The 19,249-nt window shown below is 63.3% G+C and carries 21 protein-coding genes; 8 read left to right on the top strand and 13 right to left on the bottom strand.

Annotation, left to right across the window (positions count from 1 at the left end; all coding sequences use genetic code 11):
- Positions 1–4: 4 nt before the first annotated feature.
- Complete coding sequence (locus JQ609_RS15510) at positions 5–1,786, bottom strand: tetratricopeptide repeat protein (protein WP_212274052.1); 1,782 nt, start codon at positions 1,784–1,786, stop codon at positions 5–7.
- A 293-nt stretch (positions 1,787–2,079) separates the two neighbouring features.
- On the bottom strand, positions 2,080–3,741 hold the full coding sequence (locus JQ609_RS15505) for an electron transfer flavoprotein-ubiquinone oxidoreductase (RefSeq protein ID WP_212274051.1): 1,662 nt from the start codon (positions 3,739–3,741) through the stop codon (positions 2,080–2,082).
- 133 nt (positions 3,742–3,874) lie between these two features.
- Between JQ609_RS15505 and JQ609_RS15500 the strand changes: the two genes are divergently transcribed.
- Complete coding sequence (locus tag JQ609_RS15500) at positions 3,875–4,699, top strand: uracil-DNA glycosylase family protein (protein ID WP_212211065.1); 825 nt, start codon at positions 3,875–3,877, stop codon at positions 4,697–4,699.
- Positions 4,699–4,896 carry a hypothetical protein gene (locus JQ609_RS15495; protein WP_212274050.1) on the top strand — a complete coding sequence of 66 codons (198 nt, stop codon included), beginning with the start codon at positions 4,699–4,701 and terminating at the stop codon, positions 4,894–4,896. Before JQ609_RS15500 ends, JQ609_RS15495 begins: the two co-directional genes overlap by 1 nt.
- Positions 4,897–4,927: 31 nt before the next feature.
- On the opposite strand, the gene JQ609_RS15490 is transcribed toward JQ609_RS15495, so the two are convergent.
- The 4 genes from JQ609_RS15490 to JQ609_RS15475 all read right to left on the bottom strand — a co-directional run bounded on the left by JQ609_RS15490 (position 4,928) and on the right by JQ609_RS15475 (position 9,140).
- The gene (locus JQ609_RS15490; RefSeq protein ID WP_212274049.1) at positions 4,928–6,436 is read right to left on the bottom strand and encodes a glycosyltransferase family 39 protein; all 1,509 of its coding nucleotides are present in this window, start codon (positions 6,434–6,436) and stop codon (positions 4,928–4,930) included.
- Positions 6,437–6,578: 142 nt separating this feature from the next.
- Complete coding sequence (locus JQ609_RS15485) at positions 6,579–7,346, bottom strand: ribonuclease HII (RefSeq protein WP_212274048.1); 768 nt, start codon at positions 7,344–7,346, stop codon at positions 6,579–6,581.
- Positions 7,347–7,428: 82 nt separating this feature from the next.
- Positions 7,429–7,878, bottom strand: a complete 450-nt coding sequence (locus JQ609_RS15480) for a VOC family protein (RefSeq protein WP_212274047.1) — start codon at positions 7,876–7,878, stop codon at positions 7,429–7,431.
- Between the two features lie 101 nt (positions 7,879–7,979).
- Positions 7,980–9,140: a PA0069 family radical SAM protein gene (locus JQ609_RS15475; protein ID WP_212211006.1), complete on the bottom strand. Its 1,161-nt coding sequence runs from the start codon at positions 9,138–9,140 to the stop codon at positions 7,980–7,982.
- Positions 9,141–9,299: 159 nt separating this feature from the next.
- Between JQ609_RS15475 and JQ609_RS15470 the strand changes: the two genes are divergently transcribed.
- Both JQ609_RS15470 and JQ609_RS15465 read left to right on the top strand, forming a co-directional pair.
- Positions 9,300–9,872 (top strand): glycosyltransferase, encoded by a 573-nt coding sequence (locus tag JQ609_RS15470; RefSeq protein WP_212274046.1) that lies wholly within the window; start codon positions 9,300–9,302, stop codon positions 9,870–9,872.
- A gap of 130 nt (positions 9,873–10,002) precedes the next feature.
- On the top strand, positions 10,003–10,932 hold the full coding sequence (locus tag JQ609_RS15465) for a helix-turn-helix domain-containing GNAT family N-acetyltransferase (protein WP_212274045.1): 930 nt from the start codon (positions 10,003–10,005) through the stop codon (positions 10,930–10,932).
- A 278-nt stretch (positions 10,933–11,210) separates the two neighbouring features.
- On the opposite strand, the gene moaB is transcribed toward JQ609_RS15465, so the two are convergent.
- Complete coding sequence (moaB, locus tag JQ609_RS15460; protein ID WP_212035440.1) at positions 11,211–11,774, bottom strand: molybdenum cofactor biosynthesis protein B; 564 nt, start codon at positions 11,772–11,774, stop codon at positions 11,211–11,213.
- A gap of 174 nt (positions 11,775–11,948) precedes the next feature.
- Positions 11,949–12,887, bottom strand: coding sequence for a neutral zinc metallopeptidase (locus JQ609_RS15455; protein ID WP_212274044.1), 939 nt, complete (start codon positions 12,885–12,887; stop codon positions 11,949–11,951).
- Between the two features lie 379 nt (positions 12,888–13,266).
- Between JQ609_RS15455 and JQ609_RS15450 the strand changes: the two genes are divergently transcribed.
- From JQ609_RS15450 to JQ609_RS15440, 3 genes are all read left to right on the top strand, one after another.
- Positions 13,267–14,400: a site-specific DNA-methyltransferase gene (locus JQ609_RS15450; RefSeq protein ID WP_212274043.1), complete on the top strand. Its 1,134-nt coding sequence runs from the start codon at positions 13,267–13,269 to the stop codon at positions 14,398–14,400.
- Positions 14,401–14,578: 178 nt separating this feature from the next.
- Complete coding sequence (locus JQ609_RS15445) at positions 14,579–14,905, top strand: hypothetical protein (RefSeq protein ID WP_212274042.1); 327 nt, start codon at positions 14,579–14,581, stop codon at positions 14,903–14,905.
- A gap of 178 nt (positions 14,906–15,083) precedes the next feature.
- Positions 15,084–15,776, top strand: a complete 693-nt coding sequence (locus tag JQ609_RS15440; protein ID WP_212274041.1) for a glutathione S-transferase family protein — start codon at positions 15,084–15,086, stop codon at positions 15,774–15,776.
- A 62-nt stretch (positions 15,777–15,838) separates the two neighbouring features.
- Here JQ609_RS15440 and JQ609_RS15435 read toward each other — a convergent pair whose 3' ends face one another.
- Genes JQ609_RS15435 through JQ609_RS15425 form a run of 3 tightly spaced genes read right to left on the bottom strand, consistent with a single transcriptional unit; the run spans position 15,839 to position 16,910 of the window.
- Positions 15,839–16,240: a RidA family protein gene (locus JQ609_RS15435; RefSeq protein WP_212274039.1), complete on the bottom strand. Its 402-nt coding sequence runs from the start codon at positions 16,238–16,240 to the stop codon at positions 15,839–15,841.
- A 15-nt stretch (positions 16,241–16,255) separates the two neighbouring features.
- The gene (locus JQ609_RS15430; protein ID WP_312014863.1) at positions 16,256–16,441 is read right to left on the bottom strand and encodes a DUF1127 domain-containing protein; all 186 of its coding nucleotides are present in this window, start codon (positions 16,439–16,441) and stop codon (positions 16,256–16,258) included.
- 46 nt (positions 16,442–16,487) lie between these two features.
- Positions 16,488–16,910 carry a nuclear transport factor 2 family protein gene (locus tag JQ609_RS15425; RefSeq protein ID WP_212274037.1) on the bottom strand — a complete coding sequence of 141 codons (423 nt, stop codon included), beginning with the start codon at positions 16,908–16,910 and terminating at the stop codon, positions 16,488–16,490.
- Between the two features lie 90 nt (positions 16,911–17,000).
- On the opposite strand from JQ609_RS15425, the gene JQ609_RS15420 reads away from it, so the two are divergent.
- The gene (locus JQ609_RS15420; protein WP_212274091.1) at positions 17,001–17,924 is read left to right on the top strand and encodes a LysR family transcriptional regulator; all 924 of its coding nucleotides are present in this window, start codon (positions 17,001–17,003) and stop codon (positions 17,922–17,924) included.
- A 150-nt stretch (positions 17,925–18,074) separates the two neighbouring features.
- Here the strand turns inward: JQ609_RS15420 and JQ609_RS15415 are convergent, their stop codons facing one another.
- Together JQ609_RS15415 and JQ609_RS15410 are read right to left on the bottom strand one after the other, a co-directional pair.
- Complete coding sequence (locus JQ609_RS15415) at positions 18,075–18,695, bottom strand: glutathione S-transferase family protein (RefSeq protein WP_212211032.1); 621 nt, start codon at positions 18,693–18,695, stop codon at positions 18,075–18,077.
- Between the two features lie 77 nt (positions 18,696–18,772).
- Positions 18,773–19,249, bottom strand: a complete 477-nt coding sequence (locus tag JQ609_RS15410) for a nuclear transport factor 2 family protein (protein ID WP_212274035.1) — start codon at positions 19,247–19,249, stop codon at positions 18,773–18,775.

The following is a 19,249-nucleotide window of genomic DNA, read 5'->3' as shown; positions in this document are numbered from 1 at the left end:
CCCTCTAACCACCCCTGCCGTCTTCTTTTTTCTTGTCGGCCGAAGCTGCAGACGACGTGTCCTCGGGCAGGCCGTTGGCGATCTTGGCCTCGATCTTCGGCAGTTCTTCCGCCTCGGGCTTCAGGTCGCGGGCGTGGGCCCACTGGAACTTGGCTTCCAGCGTGCGGCCGACGCGCCAATAGGCGTCACCGAGGTGGTCGTTGATGGTCGGATCCTCGGGCTTCAGATCGATCGCGCGCTCGAGGTTCTTCACCGCGTCCTCGTAATTGCCGATGCGGTAGAACGCCCAGCCCAGCGAGTCCACGATATAGCCGTCGTCGGGACGCTGATCGACGGCGCGCCTGATCATCTTCATGCCTTCGTCGAGATTGATGCCCTGATCGATCCAGGAATAGCCGAGATAGTTCAGCACATGCGGCTGTTCGGGCTGCAACTCGAGCGCCTTGCGCATGTCGGCCTCGGCCTTGCTCCACTGCTTGGAACGCTCCTGGCAAATGCCGCGATAGTAATAGGTGACCCAGGTGTTCTTGTCGGTCACGCCGGGCATCACGTCGATCGCCCTGGAATAGGTCGTCGCGCAATCGGCGAACTTCTTGCGGCCGCGCTCGATATTGCCGAGCGCCATGATGGCTTCGATGTCCTTTGGATCTTCGGCGGTGACGTCCTTGAGGATCTTGATCGCCTGCTCGCTGCGATCGGCGGCGTCGAGATTGGTGGCGAGCTGAATCTGCGCGTTGCGCTTCAGCGGCGAACTCGCCGGCATGCGCTCATAGACCTTGATCGCCATCGGCGGCTTCTTCACCGACTCATAGAGATCGGCCAGCGAGAGCAGCGCCAGCGGATGGTTGGGCTGCAGATATAGCGAGAGCTGCAGATAGACCAGCGCCAGATCCTCGCCGCCGCGGCGGGTCAGCGTGGCCCCGATGCCGTACAGCGCCTCGGCCGCACCTGCCTGCGCCGATTCGATCAGCGGCGGCATCTTCTTGCCGGCCCGCGTCTCGCGCAGCGCCTCCTGTACCAGGGGATGCCGTGGCAGCTTCTTGTCGAACGCCTCGTAGATGCCGATTGCCGCCGCCGAGTCCTTGTTGCGCGACAGCCAGCGCCCATAGGCGTCGGACACGCGCAGCATGGAATCGTCGAGCTTGTAGGCGCGCTCGAAGCGGGCGCCGGCGTCCTTTTCCTTGTTGGCGAGTTCCAGGATCATGCCGGTGTGCAGATCCTTGAAGATCGGATACCACTCCGGTCCCGTCAGCTTGTCGATATTGGCGACCGCCGCCTTGGAATCACCCGCGCCGAAGCTGGCCCAGCCCGACAACAGCGTCGCGACCAGATCGGTGATCGGTCCGCGGATCGACTGATTGATGTTGATCTGTGCGGTCGCGTATTTCTTCTGCTTCAGGTCGCGGACGCCGACGACCAGCCGGGCCACGCGATTGGATTTGTCCTGCGTCAGAATGCGGTCGGCGAGCTTGACGGCCTCGTCGATGTCGCCATCCGCGAGCGAGGAGATGAAGGCGCGGTCGAGCAGTTCGTTGTTCTTGGGATCGGTACGCAGCGCCGAACGGTAGAACGCCGCGGCCGAGCTGGCGTCGCGTTCGACGCTGGCATGACGCGCGGCCAGATAGCTGCCTGACGTGGTCAGCGATTTCAGATCGTTCTTGCTCGGAAACTGCGCCGAATTGTCGCCGGTATGCTCGGGCGTCTGCGCCAGCAGCGAGCCGGGCGCGGCAAGCGCGGCGACGGTGACAGCGGCGATGGTCCAGCGATTGAAACGAGTGGAAAGCATCACGGTTCGCCTAGCTCCAGGATTTATGGCGGAATCTTTTCGATCGCTCTCGAATGCGGACATACGCGGCGGCATCAAGGCCCAGCAACAATGCCGCTTTTGGCGTTCAACCGCAAGGATACGAGGTGACGAATCGATCGGCAGCAGGGTCCCCAAGATCTCCCCGTCCGCCGTCGTTCCACCCCTTTTGGCCAGTAGCCCCGGAAGACGCTTGTACTGTGGCGGTATCGTGGCCGGCGCCGGGGTTACCCGGACACCTGCGCGCCCTCCGCCAATATCTCACGTAATCGTGGTCACATCGCCTGGTAATTGGGCCCGCCGCCGCCTTCCGGCGGAACCCAGGTGATATTGCCGTTCGGGTCTTTGACGTCGCAGGTTTTGCAGTGGACGCAGTTCTGGGCGTTGATCTGGAAGCGCGGACCGGAGGCCTCCTCGACCCATTCGTAGACGCCTGCCGGGCAATAGCGGTTGGACGGACCGGCAAAGACGTCGTGCTCGGAGGTCTTCTGCAGGTTCATGTCGGCGACCTTGAGGTGGACCGGCTGGTCCTCCTCATGGTTGGTGTTGGACAGGAATACCGACGACAGCTTGTCGAAGGTCAGCTTGCCGTCCGGCTTCACCGGCGCGATCGGCGTGTGAGCCTTGGCTGGATCCAGCGTCTTGCGGTCCGGTTTGGCATGCGACAGGGTTCCGAACAGCGAGAAGCCGAACAGCGTGTTGGTCCACATATCGAGGCCGCCGAGCGGTACGCCGATCAGGGTGCCGAACTTCGACCACAGCGGTTTGACGTTGCGGATCGGGTAGAGGTCCTTGCCGACCTGCGAACCGCGCCACGCATTCTCGTATTCGGCCAATTCATCATTGGCGCGGCCGGCGGCGAGCGCGGCCACGAGGTGTTCGGCGGCGAGCATGCCGCTGCCCATCGCGTTGTGCACGCCCTTGATGCGCGGCACGTTGACAAAGCCCCCGGCGCAACCGATCAGCGCGCCGCCCGGAAAGCTCAGCCGCGGCACCGACTGGTATCCGCCCTCGGTGATCGCGCGCGCACCATAAGCCAGCCGCTTGCCGCCTTCGAACACGGTGCGGATCGAAGGATGAGTCTTGAAACGCTGGAACTCGTCGAACGGCGACAGATAGGGGTCGTCGTAATTGAGATGCACAACGAATCCGACCGCGACCTTGTTGTCGTCGTAGTGATAGAGGAACGACCCGCCGCCGGTCGAATTGTTGAGCGGCCAGCCGAACGAATGCTGGATCAGGCCCTTCTGATGCTTGGCCGGATCGATCTCCCAGACTTCCTTCAGCCCGATGCCGAATTTCGGCGGCTCGCTGCTCGCGTCGAGCGAGAACTTCGCGATCAATTGCTTGGAGAGGCTGCCGCGCGCGCCTTCGGCGAACAGCGTGTATTTGCCGAGCAGTTCCATGCCGCGGGTGAACGAATCCTTGTGGCTGCCGTCCCTGGCGATACCCATGTCGCCGGTCGCAATGCCCCGCACCGCGCCTTGTTCGTCGTAGAGCACTTCAGCTGCCGCAAAGCCCGGATAGATCTCGACGCCGAGCGCTTCGGCTTTCGGCGCCAGCCAGCGGCAAACATCGCCGAGCGAGCCGATATAGCAATGATGGTTGTTCATCAGCGGCGGCATCGCGAAACCTGGCAGCCGGATCGCGCTTCCGCCCGTCATCCAGTAGAAGCGGTCGTCCTTGACCTGCGTCTTCAGCGGGCAATCGGCGTCCTCGCGCCAGTCCGGAATTAGTTTGTCGAGCGAGACCGGATCGATCACGGCACCCGACAGAATATGTGCACCGACTTCGGAGCCCTTCTCCACCACGACGATATTGAGATCGGCATTGAGTTGCTTGAGACGGATCGCAGCCGCCAGGCCGGACGGCCCGGCGCCGACGATCACGACGTCAAATTCCATGGACTCACGCGGCGGAAGTTCTTCGGTGCTCATGTTCTGGTCTCAGCCCAATTGAGAACGGCTCTAAGGTTCGTTTGTTTCCGATTTTTGCGCCGAGAACAACCATCGAAATGAAATCTCAGGCATTTCGCTGCCACCGAATACATCCTAGATTGGAACGATGTCCATCGCGCCCGAACCCTCCCCTACCGTTCAGCAATTGCTGGCCTTTTATCTGGAGGCCGGGGTCGATTGCGCGTTGGCCGATGAGCCGATCGACCGGCTTGCCGAGCCCGACAGCGCTACCATCGCCGCGCCACGCGAAGCCGCGCCACAAAGACTGGTGCGGGAAATGCCCGCGGCGGCGCCGGCAGTTTCGCGCAGCGAAATAGCGCCGGCGCCGGAAGCCGCCATCGCCTCGGCGCGGGAAATGGCCCGAACCGCGCCGTCATTGGAGGCGCTGCGCGCGCTGCTGGAGAATTTCGACGGCTGCGCGCTCAAGCACACCGCAACACGGCTGGTGTTCTGCGACGGCAATCCGCAGGCGCGAATCATGTTCGTCGGCGAAGCCCCCGGACGCGACGAGGACATCGAGGGGCTGCCGTTCGTCGGCCGTTCCGGCAAATTGCTCGACCGCATGATCGCGGCGATCGGGCTCGACCGCAGCAAAGCTTATATCGCCAACGTGATCCCATGGCGGCCGCCCGGCAACCGCACGCCGACGCCGCAGGAAACGCAAATCTGCCTGCCGTTCATTCAGCGGCAGATCGAGCTGGTCAATCCGGACGTGCTGGTGACGCTCGGCAACCCCTCGACGCAGACGTTGCTGTCGACGCGCGAGGGCATCATGAAGACCCGCGGCAAATGGTTCGATTACGACACCGGCACCCGCTCCATCCGCGCCATCGCGACGTTCCACCCGGCCTATCTGCTGCGCTCGCCATCGTACAAGCGGATGTCGTGGCAGGATCTGCGCGCGATCGCGAAGGAATTGGAGAAGGCGTCGCCGTGATGAAGGGCGTCAAAGTGACAGTACTGGTGATTGGATCGATGGCCGCGCTGTTGACAGTCGCGGCTGTCACCTATTGGCTGGTCATCTTTCCTAGCCTGATATCGCTCCTGAGTTTTGTCACGCTTGTTCCGGTATTCCTGATCCTCGGGCTTGGCCTTTTCAGAATCGCCAGAGGCCTGAATCAATCTCAATCGTAGGGAGCCGCCCTAGCTCACACCACGCTTGTTGCTACGGCGCTTTCGGCCGCACGATGGCCCAGCCGACGCGCAGCAGCGGCTGTCTGCCATTCACCATCCATTCGAACGCGCGCGGCACTTCCGGCACGAGGCCGGGAAAGCGCAACGCGATCTCGGGAGGCGGCGCGCCTGACGTGTCCGAGGCTCGCCAGACCACGACGCCGCCGGTTTCATTGAACTTTTGGAGCGAAAGCCACGGCGTGCGTTCCGGCGTGGCGTCGAGCAACAGATGCGGCCGGCCTTTATCCATCGCAATGAAGCTCGCGAGCTGCGGATCGCCGGCCACCGCGCGCAGCCGCTGGTTGGTGCGCCGCTCAAAACTGTCACCGAAGAAATGCGCGATCGTCCGCGCCGGCAGCGAGGTCGGTACTTCGGCGCCGCTGGTCCAGGGCAGGAACAGCGTGGCCGCGATGGCTACGAAAGCCGGCGCTGCGACCGCCGCGGCCCAGACCGTGCGGAGCAGCCGCTGGCGCCGCAGATACACGAGATCGCCGGTCGCCACGATCACGGCCAGCCCCGACATCAGCAAGGCAACGCCGGCGCCGCCGGTAACGCGTTCGAGATTGAACACGCCCGCAATCAGGCTGCCAAACAGCGCCGGGGTGATGGCGAACGTATAGACGAATTGGCGCGCCAGGGGATCGATCTGCGGCCGGTAGATGATCGGCGCTTCCTCGGCCTTGCGGACAAACGCGCTGGAGTTGAGGATCACCAGCAGCAAGATGCCGGCCGTCGCCAGCAACAGGCCGCCGAGCAGCCCGCCCCAGTGCATCGCCCGGCCCGAGAGATCATCGATGGCAGGCAAGGGCGGCATCGCCAGCACGTCGGCGCGAACGACCCAGATCAGATAGGGCAGCACCAGTACGACGATCACCAGAAGTGCATAGAGCGGATCGAGCGACATCAAGGTGCGCCGTCCGCGCGCGGTGGCGACGGCAAATCCGGCGATCAGCAGCAACAGACCGAGCGCGGCCGATGTCGTCAGCAGCAACAAGCCTGCCTCGATCGACCATGCGAACCAGGCGCTGCGCCGGTTCTGGCCGATCAATCGCCAGGAATGCAGCAACAGCAGCGCCCACAGCGGGCGCGCCAGCACCAGCGGGCCGAATTCGACGCCGGGCGAGCTGAAGGCCACCACCGTCATGCTCAAGAGCACCGCGAGCACCGCCTGCTGACCACCGACGATGGCGCGCGCGAGCTGATAGAAGCCCCAGAAGGTGACGACCGCGCAGATCTGCGCCAGCAGATAGACCCCGAACACATGATTGCCGGCCGCGCGGAAGGCGATGTCGGCAAGCCAGAACGCCAGCGGCGGGCCGAACCAGGTCCCGACCTGATATTCCCTGCCGAACGCCAGAACGGTGGCGATATCGCCGGGTGGGCTGCGATAGAGGAGCATCGGCAGGATCAGCCACATTGCCGCCTGCAGCAGCACCACGAGCCAGACCACCAGCCGCGGCCGGGCGCGGATCAGTTCGACAACCAGGGAGGTGAAACGCATGAAACGTCCGAAATGCCCCAGCCGATCCCATGGGTCCGGCCTATTCGAGACCATTTGATAGAGCGCGCCAGCCGCCGAGGCAACTAGCGCGTTTTCAAGCGAGGTGGATACCGGCTCGCGTCAGGAAACGCGGCAAGGTGCGTTAGAGAGCCGCCGAGACATCCGCATCGATTTGCGTTTCGACCGTGAACAGATCGGGCTCGACCGTGCCGGGCTGATGTTTTTCGCGCGCGGCGATGACGGGCGCGAAGAAGCGGCGGTGGTGGACGCTGGGACCTAACCGGTCGAGCGCCTCGCGATGTTCCGGCACGGCGTAGCCCTTGTGGGTCTCGAAGCCGTAGCCCGGGCAATCCAGCGCCAGCGCGCACATCAGGCGGTCGCGCGTCACCTTGGCGATGATCGAAGCGGCCGCGATCGACATCACGATGCCATCACCGCCGATCACGGCGTCGCAGTCGCATGGCGCCTCGATCCGGTCGCGGCCGTCGACGAACACATATTTGGGGATTTCCGGCAAGCCCCGCACCGCGCGCGTCAGCGCCCACAGCGAGGCGCGCAGGATATTGTCGCGGTCTATACGCGCCGGCGAGGCAAAGGCGACCGCAAACGACGAGGTCGCGCAAATCTCTTCGAACAGTTCCTCACGGCGCTCCGCAGTCAGCCGCTTCGAATCGTCGATGCCTTTGGGAATTCGTTTGGGATCGAGAATCACGGCAGCGGCCACCACCGGGCCTGCCAGCGGACCACGCCCGGCCTCGTCGCAACCGGCGATCGGCCAGACGCCGCGCTTGATCAGCGCGCGCTCGCGGCGAAAGCTCGGCGGCGCCACCGCGATCACGCCGTTCGGCAGTTTTGCCTGTTTGGCGACCGATTTGGTCGCTGGTTTCTTGGACGACTTATCCCGAATCATGCCGGGATGGTGGGCAAGCACGCGCCAGCGCGCAACCTGGAACTAACCCCAATTCCCGCTATTCAGTCACGACAGGCTTCCCCTAATCCGCCAAATGCAACCGCCGGTCTTCGCCGACCTCGATGCCGGGGGCGACCACGACTTCCCAGGGATGATTGTCGGGGTCGGCGAAATATCCGGAGTAGCCGCTGTACGCCGTCTCATGCGCCGCCTTCAGCAGCGAGGCGCCCTTGGCGGTGGCAAACTCCAGCACGGTATCGACTTCCTCGCGTGAGGCGCAATTCCAAGCCAGCGTCACCCCGCGGAAGGTGCTGGGCCGCGGATGGTCCGGCAGCGTCGCGTCCTGTGCCAGTTGATCCCACGGAAACAGCGCGATCACCGGGCCGCCGGTGTCGAAGAAGGCAACCGCCTCGCCGGTCGAGCGAACTCTTCGCGCAAAACCCAGCGCTTCATAAAAGGCGATGCTGGCGCGCATGTTGGTTACGCCGAGCGTGATGACGGTCAGTCGTGGGATTGGTGGATTCTTTTTCATGCAGTTCTCCTTTCGTCATAGCGAGGAGCGCAAGCGACGAAGCAATCCCTTCTTCTTTGTCCGGACATGGATTGCTTCGCTTCACTCGCAATGACGAACACTCAGAACAAACTCAACTGCTGCCCGCTCCGCTTCGGCTTAACGAAATGATCGGTGGTCAGTTTCAGGCGCCGCTTGTTCAGTCCAAGTTTCTCGCAGGCGATTTCGAAGCGGCGTCCGATCATCCAGGCCATCGGCCCGGTTCCCTTCATCCGGGTTCCCCATTGCGAGTCGTAGTCGCGGCCGCCGCGCATGTCGCGGATCAGCGTGAAGACGTGGCGATAACGGTCGGGATAATTGGCCATCAGCCATTCGCGGAACAGATCGCGCACTTCCAGCGGCAGCCTTAGCAGCACATAACTTGCCTCTTTCGCGCCGGCATGCGCCGCGGCATCGAGGATGCGCTCGATCTCGGAATCATTCAGCGCGGGGATCACAGGCGCGACCATCACGGTTGCCGGAATGCCGGCTTCCGCCAGTTGCTTTATCGCCTCCAGCCGCTTCGGCGGAGTCGATGCCCGCGGCTCCATGGTGCGCGCGAGTTTCGGGTCGAGCGTCGTCACTGACAGTGCGACCTTGACCAGATTGCGTTTTGCCATCCGCTGGAGGATGTCGATGTCGCGCGTTACCAGCGCCGATTTGGTGACGATGCCGACCGGATGGCCGGCACGCTCCAGCACTTCGAGAATGCCGCGCATGATCTTGTATTTGCGCTCGATCGGTTGATAGGGATCCGTATTGGTGCCGATCGCGATCATCCGCGGTTCGTAGCCCGCCGCCGCCAGTTCCTTTTCCAGCAACTCCGGCGCATCGGGTTTGGCAAGCAGCTGGGTTTCAAAATCAAGCCCGGGTGACAGCCCGAGATAGGCGTGGGTCGGCCGCGCGAAGCAGTAGACGCAGCCATGCTCGCAGCCGCGATAGGGGTTGATCGAACGGTCGAAGCCGATATCGGGCGAGTCGTTGCGGGTGATGACCTTGCGCGAGGTGTCGAGCCCGACCGTGGTCTTGAACGGCGGCAGGTCTTCGAGGCTCTGCCAGCCGTCATCGAAGGCGACACGCGCCTCGGCCTCGAAGCGGCCGCTGTCGTTGGACTGGGCGCCGCGGCCGCGCCGCCGCTCGCGTTCGATCGCGACATCAAGCTCAGGAAAAGGAGTAGCACCCGCCGGTTCGGAGGGCGCCGTGACCGGCGGGTGCTTGAGGGCATGAGAGGATGCTCGGCTCATGCTTGGAACGTAACACGTCTTTAGAACAAAGCAAGAACATCGATTGACAAATCCACACGAGAGCTGCCTCAAAAATCCGCACGGCAAAGGCTGTTTTGAATGTGACAAGGTGATAACAAACGGCGTTTTTCACCGTCTGAGCCCCAACGAAGCCTCATTATGTTGAGCGTGATCATCCCTACTGAAGGCGTCGAACAGCCCGCCGTCGCCACCCTGGCGGCGCTGGTGCCGGGCGCCGCTGCCGGCTTGATCCGCGAAGTGGTGCTGGTCGACCGTTCCGCAAGCAGCGTGATCGAGCGGGTGGCCGACGTCGCCGGCTGCCGCTTCATGGCCTTCGAGGGGACGCGCGCTGCGGCGCTCGCCGCCGGTGCCCGCCAGGCGCGCTCACCCTGGCTGATGTTCCTGCATGCCGGCGCCGTGCTCGACTCGGGCTGGATCGAAGAGACCGCGCAATTCATCCAGAGCGTATCGAGCAGCGGCCGGCCTCGCGCCGGAATCTTCCGCTATGCCCGCTCGCCTTATGCCGATGCCGGCTTCCGCGATGGCCTCAAATTCATCGCCCGCATGATCACGGGGCCCTCGGCAGAACAGGGCCTGCTCATCGCGCACGACCATTACGACCGGCTCGGCGGCTACCGGCCAGATGTCCGCCGTTCCGAAGCCCGGCTGCTGCGCCAGCTCGGCCGGCGCTCCCGCACCATGCTGCGCAGCCGGATCATGGTGGTCGCCTAGGCGCCTCCCGGGCCCAACACAAAAAGCGCGAGGACAACTTCATGCAAAGATAGAATGGGCCCGATTCGCACCAGAATATACTTGCTAAAGTCAAACAACTATCTGACAATGGCAAGTATCGAGGTGCGCCATGTCCCAGAACAGTTCCGACGAAGAGGTCGCGGCGGTCCGCGCCTTCAACCGCTTCTACACCCGCAAGCTCGGCGTGCTCGACCAGCAACTGATGAAGAGCCCGTTCTCGCTCAGCGAGGCGCGGGTGCTGTACGAACTTGCCTATCGCGAAGACCTTTCGGCCAAGCAGATCGGCGCCGAACTCGGGCTCGACGCCGGCTATCTCAGCCGGATCGTGCAGAACTTCGACGAGAATGGCTTGATCACCCGCAAGCCGCTGCCGGCGGACCGGCGGCAATTCCAGCTCGCCCTGACGGCCAAGGGACGCCAGACCTTCGCCAAACTCGAACGCAGCATGCAGGACGACATCGGCGCAATGCTGGCCGCGCTGCCGCGCGGCGGCAGCCAAAAGCTCGTCGGCGCGATGGCCGAGATCGAGCGGCTGCTCGGCGTATCAGGCGCGGCGGCGGCGCCAGCGATCCTGCGCACTCACCGCCCCGGCGACATGGGCTGGGTGGTGCAGAGCCACGGCGCGTTCTACGCCAGCGAATATGGCTTTGACTCCTCGTTCGAAGCGCTGGTGGCGGAGATCGCGGCGAAATTCCTGACCTCGTTCGACGCCTCGCGCGAGCGTTGCTGGATTGCCGAGCTGGATGGCGTCCAGGTCGGCTCGGTGTTTGTGGTCAAGCACAGCGACGACGTTGCCAAGCTGCGCCTGCTGCTGGTCGATCCCGCCGGACGCGGCCAGCGATTGGGCCAGCGGCTGGTCGCCGAATGCGTCGCCTTCGCGCGGGCGACCGGCTATCGCAGGATGACATTGTGGACCCAGAGCATCCTGGTCGCCGCGCGCAAGATCTATCAGGACGCCGGCTTTAAGCTGGTCGCGACCGAGCCGCATCGAAGTTTTGGCCAGAGCCTGGTTGGCGAGACCTGGGAACGCGACCTGTGAAGCCGGGGCGCCGCGACACGCCGCGGCGCGTCACGTCGGACCTGCTCGCTTTTTATAAGGGAAGGGCGCACGAGCTACGTGCGGAAGCTTACCGTGACATGTGGCGTGGAGTTTGGCGTCTTTTGATCAAGATGACGCGGCCGCGCTGACGGCCACCAGCCCCGGACTCGTAGGATGGGTTGAGCTCTTCACGAAACCCATCAATCACGCAAAGAAAAGATGATGGGTTTCGCGAAGAGCTCAACCCATCCTACGCGAAACCCATCCTACGGATACGGCTAAACCGACGCGCCCTTGGCTTTCGGGCGGCGCAGATGCTCGTCGAGCCGCGGCATGATCTCGACGAAATTGCAGGGGCGGGTGCGGTAGTCGAGCTGGGCGGCGAGGATGCCGTCCCAGCCGTCGCGGCAGGCGCCGGGCGAGCCCGGCAGGCAGAAGATGAAGGTCGCGCCGGCAACCCCGGCGGTGGCGCGGCTCTGCACCGTCGAGGCGCCGATCTTGGCGTAGCTCAGCATGTGGAACGCGGTGGAGAAACCGTCCATCCGCTTTTCGAACAGCGGCTCGACCGCCTCCGGCGTGACGTCGCGGCCGGTGAAGCCGGTGCCGCCTGTCGTGATGATGGCATCGACACCGGGATCGGCGATCCATCGGCGGATGATGACGCGGATCGCATCGACGTCGTCGACGATGATTTCGCGCGCCGCGAGGTGATGGCCGGCGGCGACCAGCCGCTCCGCCAGCGTCGCACCGGACTTGTCATCGGCAAGCGCGCGCGTGTCCGAGATCGTCAGCACGGCGATGTTGAGCGGTACGAATTGTTTGGTTTCGTCGATGGAGGACATTTGAACTACCCTTTGCCTCTCACTCCGACGTCATCCTGAGGTGCGCGCTCTTGCGCGCCTCGAAGGATGGCTACGGGCGCTTTATCCTTCGAGGCTCGCCGAAGAGGCGAGCACCTCCCGAGCGAACGCAAGTGCGTTCGTCCGGGGATGACGCGTTCTACAGCATAACTCGCGCTACAACGCCCCTGCGGCAAACGTATTGCAGGACTGCACGGTGCCCTGCTTGTAGCCGGTCATGAACCATTGCTTGCGCTGCGCCGCGGAGCCGTGGGTGAATGAATCAGGCACCACCCTGCCCGTCGCCTTGCGCTGCAGCGTGTCGTCGCCGATCGCGGTGGCCGTGGTCAGCGCGGCTTCGATGTCGCCGGGTTCGACGAAGCCCGGACGTTTCTTTTCCTCGCGGTTGACCCAGACGCCGGACAGGCAATCCGCCTGCAACTCGACCTTGACCTGGAGCGCGTTGGCTTCCGCCTTGCTGCCGGCCTGCTCCTGCATGCGCTGCACGCGCGGCAGAATGCCGAGCAGGTTCTGGATGTGATGGCCAGCCTCATGCGCGATGATATAGGCGGTGGTGAATTTGCAGGAGCTGCCCGAACAGCCGCGAAACTTCGTCTCGACGTCGCGGAAGAATTGGGTGTCGAGGAAGATCTGCCTGTCAGGCGGGCAGTAGAACGGCCCCATCGCCGACTGCGCCATGCCGCAGCGCCCGCCATTGGTGGCGTTGCGGAACAGCACGATGCGCGGCCCCTTGTAGGTTTGCCCGCTGGCCTGGAAGATCTCGTTCCAGCGATCGTCGATCTCGCCGAGCACGCCGGCGATCATGCTGCCCATCTCGTCCTTGGGGGCGCCTGTGGTGGCCGGGCCCGACCGGCGGTCGGTCTGGTAGGTCGGCGCCTGCTGGCTGCCGCCGGTGAGAATTTCCGCGCCGCCGATCAGGATGCGCGGATCGATGCCGAAGGCATAGCCGACCAGGCCGAGCACGATAATGGTGCCGATGCCGAGCCCGCCACCGCCGCCCATCGGAATACCGAAGCCGCCGCCACCACCACCGCCACCGCTGTCGTCGCGACGGTCGTCGATAGAGTCGCTGCGGCGGAAGTCATCGTAACGCATGGCGCAAATTCCTCATCCCGGCGGATTGCCCTTGGATACCCAACGCGGCACAGACGTAAAATTTCCATTCCATTAATCAATAACCCGCCCGGCAATTATTGCCTAGCGCCGTTTCCATTCCGATTGAATCGGAACGGGGCGCCAGATTCTTGATTTGACGCGTTTTCCTGACGCGAACCGGCATCCATCCCGCATCAAGTGCGGGACAGGCCTCGCTGCAAATCGCTTTGGTGCGCTTAAACGCTAATCAGCCCCGGCAAATCTGTCCGAGCAGCAATACTGATTAAGTCGATTTTTACTTTGGCCGGTCAATGTAACGCCAGTCGGTTGTTTAGTCCCGCGTCGCCGACAGCGTCGCCTGAGTCAGAGTAGTTGAGTCATGGTAGTGTCGCGTCGCGGGGCGTCTGCAAGGGCGCCCCGCACTAAATTCGAGTCCGAAGAGAGTGTTCGTATCGTCGTAGGCGATTGCGTCGCCGAGATGTCGAAGCTTCCGGCAGGCTCCGTCGATCTGGTGTTCGCAGATCCGCCGTACAATCTGCAGCTCAAGGGCGATCTCAAGCGTCCCGACGAATCGCATGTCGATGCCGTCAACAACGACTGGGACAAGTTTTCATCCTTTGCCGCCTATGACGATTTCACCCGCGCCTGGCTGCTCGCCTGCCGCCGCGTCATGAAGCCGTCGGCGACGCTGTGGGTGATCGGCTCCTACCACAACATTTTCCGCGTCGGCTCGATCATGCAGGACCTCGGCTTCTGGGTCCTCAACGATATCGTCTGGCGCAAGACCAATCCTATGCCGAATTTCCGCGGCCGCCGCTTCACCAATGCGCACGAGACCATGATCTGGGCGGCGCGCGACGAGAAAGCAAAAGGCTACACCTTCAACTATGAAGCCCTGAAGGCCGCCAACGAGGACGTGCAGGCGCGTTCCGACTGGCTGATCCCGCTCTGCACCGGCGACGAGCGCCTCAAGGGCGACGACGGCAAGAAAGTGCACCCGACCCAGAAGCCCGAGGGCCTTTTGGCGCGCGTGCTGCTGTCGTCGTCAAAGCCCGGCGATCTCGTGATCGATCCCTTCAACGGCACCGGCACGACAGGCGCCGTGGCAAAACGCCTCGGCCGCCGCTACATCGGCTTCGAGCGCGACAAGACCTATGCGGCTGCGGCCGAAGCCCGCATCGCGGCCATCGAACGGCTGCCCGAGGCGACGCTGGCGCCGTTCATGACCGCCCGCGACGCACCCCGCGTGGCGTTCTCCGAACTGATCGAGCGCGGCATGATCTCGCCCGGCACCAAACTGGTCGATTCCAAGAAGCGCCACGGCGCTTTGGTCCGCGCGGACGGCGCCATCATGCTCGGCGACAAGGTCGGCTCGATCCACCGCATCGGCGCGGTGGCCCAGGGCTCCGGCGCCTGCAACGGCTGGACCTTCTGGCACGTCGAGACCAAGAAGGGCTTGCGGCTGATCGACGATCTGCGCGCCGAGATCCGCTCCGGAATGGCGGCGGGCTAACCCGCCGCTGCGGCTGTTTTCATCCTGCCTTCAACCTTGCCATGGCGTCGCAACCCGCGAGATACCAGCCCTGTGATTTACGCAGTCTGCCGCCCCCTGTTTTGCCGTGATTCGTAGCTATATTCATTGCTTGCTTAACCCATACAGGCCGTTATTTGCGGCCACAGCGAGCCGTCCGATGCGCTCCCAATCCGATTCATTACTGGTGTTGCCACTGCTGCCGATCTTCCTGATCGGCGTGCCCCCGATCCTGCTGTTCACCTTGCTGGGCTTTGCCGGCTTCGTCATCCTCGGCGTGCTCCTGATCTGCGTCGGCCTGACCGAGCGGCTGGAAGCGAACAGCGATTTCAACCAGCAGATCATCGTCCACGGCTATGCGCGCCGGTCGGAGCGGATGATTCAGGCGTCGAACCTGCACTCGGCGATTCGCTTCGCCACCATCGTCGACCTGGCGGGTGCTGGATTGATCGTTGTCGGGCTGGTGGGCTTTTTCTACCTCGGCTGATCGGCTTAGCTGAGCTGAGCGCCGCGGTGGGCATCTTTGCCGCGCCGCGCCCTGCCTCACAGACTCGTCGGTTGCGCTGCTTCGAAAAATTTGAGCATGGACATGCCGCGCTGCGGTAGGGTCACCCGCGCCCGGCTCGCAGCGCTGGCAGGCAAGAAGCAAAGGGAGTTTTCCAAAAATGCTCAAATTCTATTTCAACGGCTCGCCCAACCCGACCAAGATCGCGCTCTTCCTCGAGGAAGCCGGCATCGCCTTTGAACCTGTCGCGGTCGACACCCGCAAGGGCGATCAGTTCAAGCCGGAATTTTTGAAGATCAATCCCAACGCCAAGGTGCCGGCGATCGACGACGACGGCGTGCTCGTCTTCGACAGCAACGCCATCCTGCTCTACCTCGCCGAGAAAACCGGCAAATTCCTGCCATCGAACACGCCGCAGAACCGCGCGCAGCTGCTCTCATGGCTGATGTTCGTCGCGACCGGCATCGGGCCCTATTCGGGCCAGGCGGTGCACTTCAAGCACTTTGCGCCGAAGGACCAGAACCACGACTATGCCCATAACCGCTACCAGTTCGAGGCGCAGCGCCACTACGCCGTGCTGAACGATCACCTCGCCGGCAAGAAGTATATGGTCGGCGACACCTACACCGTTGCCGACATGGCGCTGTGGGGCTGGGCGCGGATGGCCGCCTTCGTGATGAGCGACGAAGCCGCCGCGAAATACGCCAACGTCAAGCGACTGGTCGATGAGATATCGGCGCGTCCCGCGGCGGCCAAGGCGATCGCGCTGAAAGACAAGTTCACCTTCAAGGCCGAGATGGACGACGAGGCGCGCGGCAACATGTTCAAGCACCTCTCTACCAAGGCGGCCTGATCCGCAAAAAACTGGCCAAAGCAAAACGGCGCCCTTCGCGGGCGCCGTTTTCGGCTTACGCATTAGTCGATCGCCGCCACCACCTCGATTTCGATCAGCCAGCCCGGCCGCGCCAGGCGGCTGACGACCACGAGCGTGCTCGCCGGCGGCTTTTCCTTGTTCAGGTAGCGGTCGCGTATCGCTCGCATTTTCGGCAAATCGTCCTGGCTGACCTCTGCAACCAGATAGGTGTTGAGCTTGACGATGTCGGCCATGGTGGCGCCGGCCGCTTCCAGCGCGAGCTTGAGGTTCTTGAACACCTGCTCGACCTGCGCCTCGAAATCGCCTTCGCCGACCATTTTGCCGGATGCGTCTGCCGAAACCTGACCCGCCACATAGACCAGCGTGCCCTTGTTGACCTTGGCGATGTGCGAATAGCCGGTCGGCGGCGGCAGCGTCGCCGGGCTGAAGATTTCCTTGCTCATATCGATCTCCCTTTTTTATTTCCGCCAGAACGGCTTGCCGATTTCGCAGCCCAGCTCGGGCCGGCAGAGTCCGATATCCTCTAATTCGCGCGCGCTCATGACAGAGAGTTGACGCCGGGAACGGCGGCGCTCCCGCCACACCCGGACGAGAGCGATGATAGCCGCGATGACCGCGCGCGTCGAACGCAGACGTGTTCGCACGTGGCGTTGTTGATGCCGGTCGCCGGCGCAAACGCTGCTCAACGCGTCAACCCGCAAGCTTGCGCCCCTGCGGGAACGGCCCGAGCACGCGCTCGCACAAGGCCGAGTCGTTGTACTCACGGATTTCGCGAATCTTGCCGTTCTCGATCCGGTAGATCAGGCAATAATGGTTGTCGTATCGCTCGCCGGCGTGGGTCACCATGTCGCCCCGCGCTTCCACCGCGACCCATTCATCGTCGGCGATGATCCGGAACGGAACGGTACGGCGATGCTTCAACAGGGAAGAGACATAGCCGTGCAGGTCACGGAGCACGGATTCCTTGCCGTGAAAGGTCTGCGACCACGAGTACTGACCCGTGACAGTCATGGTGACGTCAGCGGCCAGGGCATCGGTGAACGAAGTCCGATCGCCGGCGGCAACGCCGGCAAAGATCGTCTCCATCAGTTTCTTGTTGGCTGCGGCGCTCATGGCGGCTTCTCCTGTGATCTGATGTTTCAGATCATCGCGCTCCGGGCCGCATTCTTCCAATCGATAGAGAATATGATATATATTCATCTGATGAATTTGAATTCGCTCGACCTCAACCTGCTGGTCGCGCTCGACGCGCTGCTAAGGGAAGGCAATGTCAGCCGGGCCGCGATGCGGATCGGGCTGTCGCAGCCGGCCACCAGCCACGCGCTGCAGCGGCTGCGCGACCTGATCGGCGATCCCCTGCTGGTGCGCAACGGCGCCCGCATGGAGCTGACGCCGCGCGCGCTGGCGTTGCGCGGTCCGCTGGCGCAGGCGCTCGACCAGGTGCGCTCCCTGTTCATATCAGACGATTTCGACGCCGCGCGCAGCGAACGGCATTTTCGGCTGATGATGCCGGATCTCGCGGTCGAACTCCTGATGCCGCCCCTGATGGAGAAGATCACCAAACTGGCGCCGAACGCCCGGATCGACGTGGTGCCGTGGCGGGGGCCTGCGATCTTCACCGCCGAATTCGCCCGCACCCTCGATCTCGTGATCTCAATCGGCGACGCCTTTCGCGGCTTTCACCGCCAGCGCCTTTACACCGACAGTGATGCGCTGGCGGTGCGCCGCGGCCATCCCGCCGCCGCCAAACTGAAAAAGCGCGACGGATTTCTCGACGCGCGGCATGTCGCCGTCGTGATTCGCGGCCAGAGCGAGGATCTGATTGATATGTGGCTGCGGCCCAAAGGCATCGAACGCAAGATCGCGCTGGTCGTGCCCGGCTATATCGAGGCGCTGCACGTCACCGCGCGCACGGATCTGGTCGCCTTCGTGCCGCGCCGCCTGATCGGCGCATTATCGAAGCAATTGTCGCTCGCGACCATCACCCCGCCGTTCGATCCCGGGATCGACGAGCAGTTCATGTTCTACCCGACTCGCGCCCAGATGGATCCCGGCTCGATCTGGCTGCGCCACATCATGCTCGGCATCGGCCGCGAGATGGAGCGGGAGAAGAAGAAGGTCGCGTAGCAACCCTTGAACCCTCATGGTGAGGAGCACGTCTTCGCGCGTCTCGAACTATGAGGCCACAGACGGGCCTGCATCCTTCGAGACGCGGCCAAGAGGCCGCTCCTCCAGCGATGAGCTTACGCTCACGCGGGGATGAGGTTTGACAGATGCTCACACCTTCTCTTCCGCGAGCGCCTTCTGTACGGCGGGCCGGTCCTTCATGCGCTTGAAATGGTCGGCGACCTTCGGCAGTGTCGCGATGTCGACGCCGTCGCCTTCCAGCCATCCCGTCAGCGTGAACAGATAGGGGTCGCAGATCGTGTAGTTCTCGCCCATCATCCATGGGCCCTTGAGCATCTTCTGCTCGAGCAGCGCAAAGACCGCGCCCATGCTTTTCGGAAGCGTCTTCTTCATGTCGGCAAAAGAGGATTCTTCCGTGGCCCAACGGTAGCCGCGCCCCTTATGGGAATGCGCCACGTGTACCGTCGAAGACAAATAGCTGTTGATGGCCTGCACTTGCGCGAACGCAAAGGGATCATCGAGCGGCGCCAACTTCGCCTTTGGAAAACTCTGCGCGATGTAGGCCAGCATCGCCACGTTCTCGGTCAGGACGCCGCGATCGGTGACCAGCGCCGGCACGCGGCCTTTCGGATTGATCGCCAAATATTCCGGACTTTGCTGCTGGTTGGTCTTGAAGTCGATCCGCTCGGCGGTGTAGTCGGCGCCGGCTTCCGCCAGCGCGATGTGGGTGGCGAGCGCGCAGGTGCCGGGGGCAAAATAGAGCTTGAGCATGTTGATCCTCACGGGTGATGCCTCAGGTTAGCGGCGCATTGCTGCGCCGTCTATCCCAGGCGAACCCTGAGTGGGACTCACGCCGCGCGGGGCTGCAGCTTTCCCTCGATATAGACGCTGACGATGGTGTCGTCGGCGGGATAAAACTCGGGCGCCACCGCCTGGATCTGGGCCTGGATGCATTTCCACGCGCCGTTCTCGAACAGGTAGGTGTCGGTGTACATGGTCATCCCGGTCACTTCGTTGCCGTCGCTGCGACGGGTGGCCTTGTTGGTGGAGCGCACCAGCGCGACATCGCCGATGACGGTGATGAGTTCGTCGCGGACGTCCCAGTACGGGATCAGCTTCGGATCGAAGGCGGTCGCCCAGTATTTCAGATAGGTCGCCCGATCCCAGCGCTTGCCGGTCGGCCAGATGCTGATGAAGGCGGGGTGCAGGATGGCGTCGTGCGAGGCGACATCGTTGGTGACGAAATTATGGATGAAGCGGGCGTTCAACGCGCGCAATTCGTCCATTGTCTCGGCGGATTGATCCTTACGTGTAGCGAGTTGCAT

This window comes from Bradyrhizobium sp. AUGA SZCCT0169, from assembly GCF_018130085.1.
In the GTDB taxonomy this organism is placed as follows: domain Bacteria; phylum Pseudomonadota; class Alphaproteobacteria; order Rhizobiales; family Xanthobacteraceae; genus Bradyrhizobium.
The sequence above is the reverse complement of the archived record's forward strand: the minus strand, read 5'-3'. Positions and strand labels throughout refer to the sequence as shown.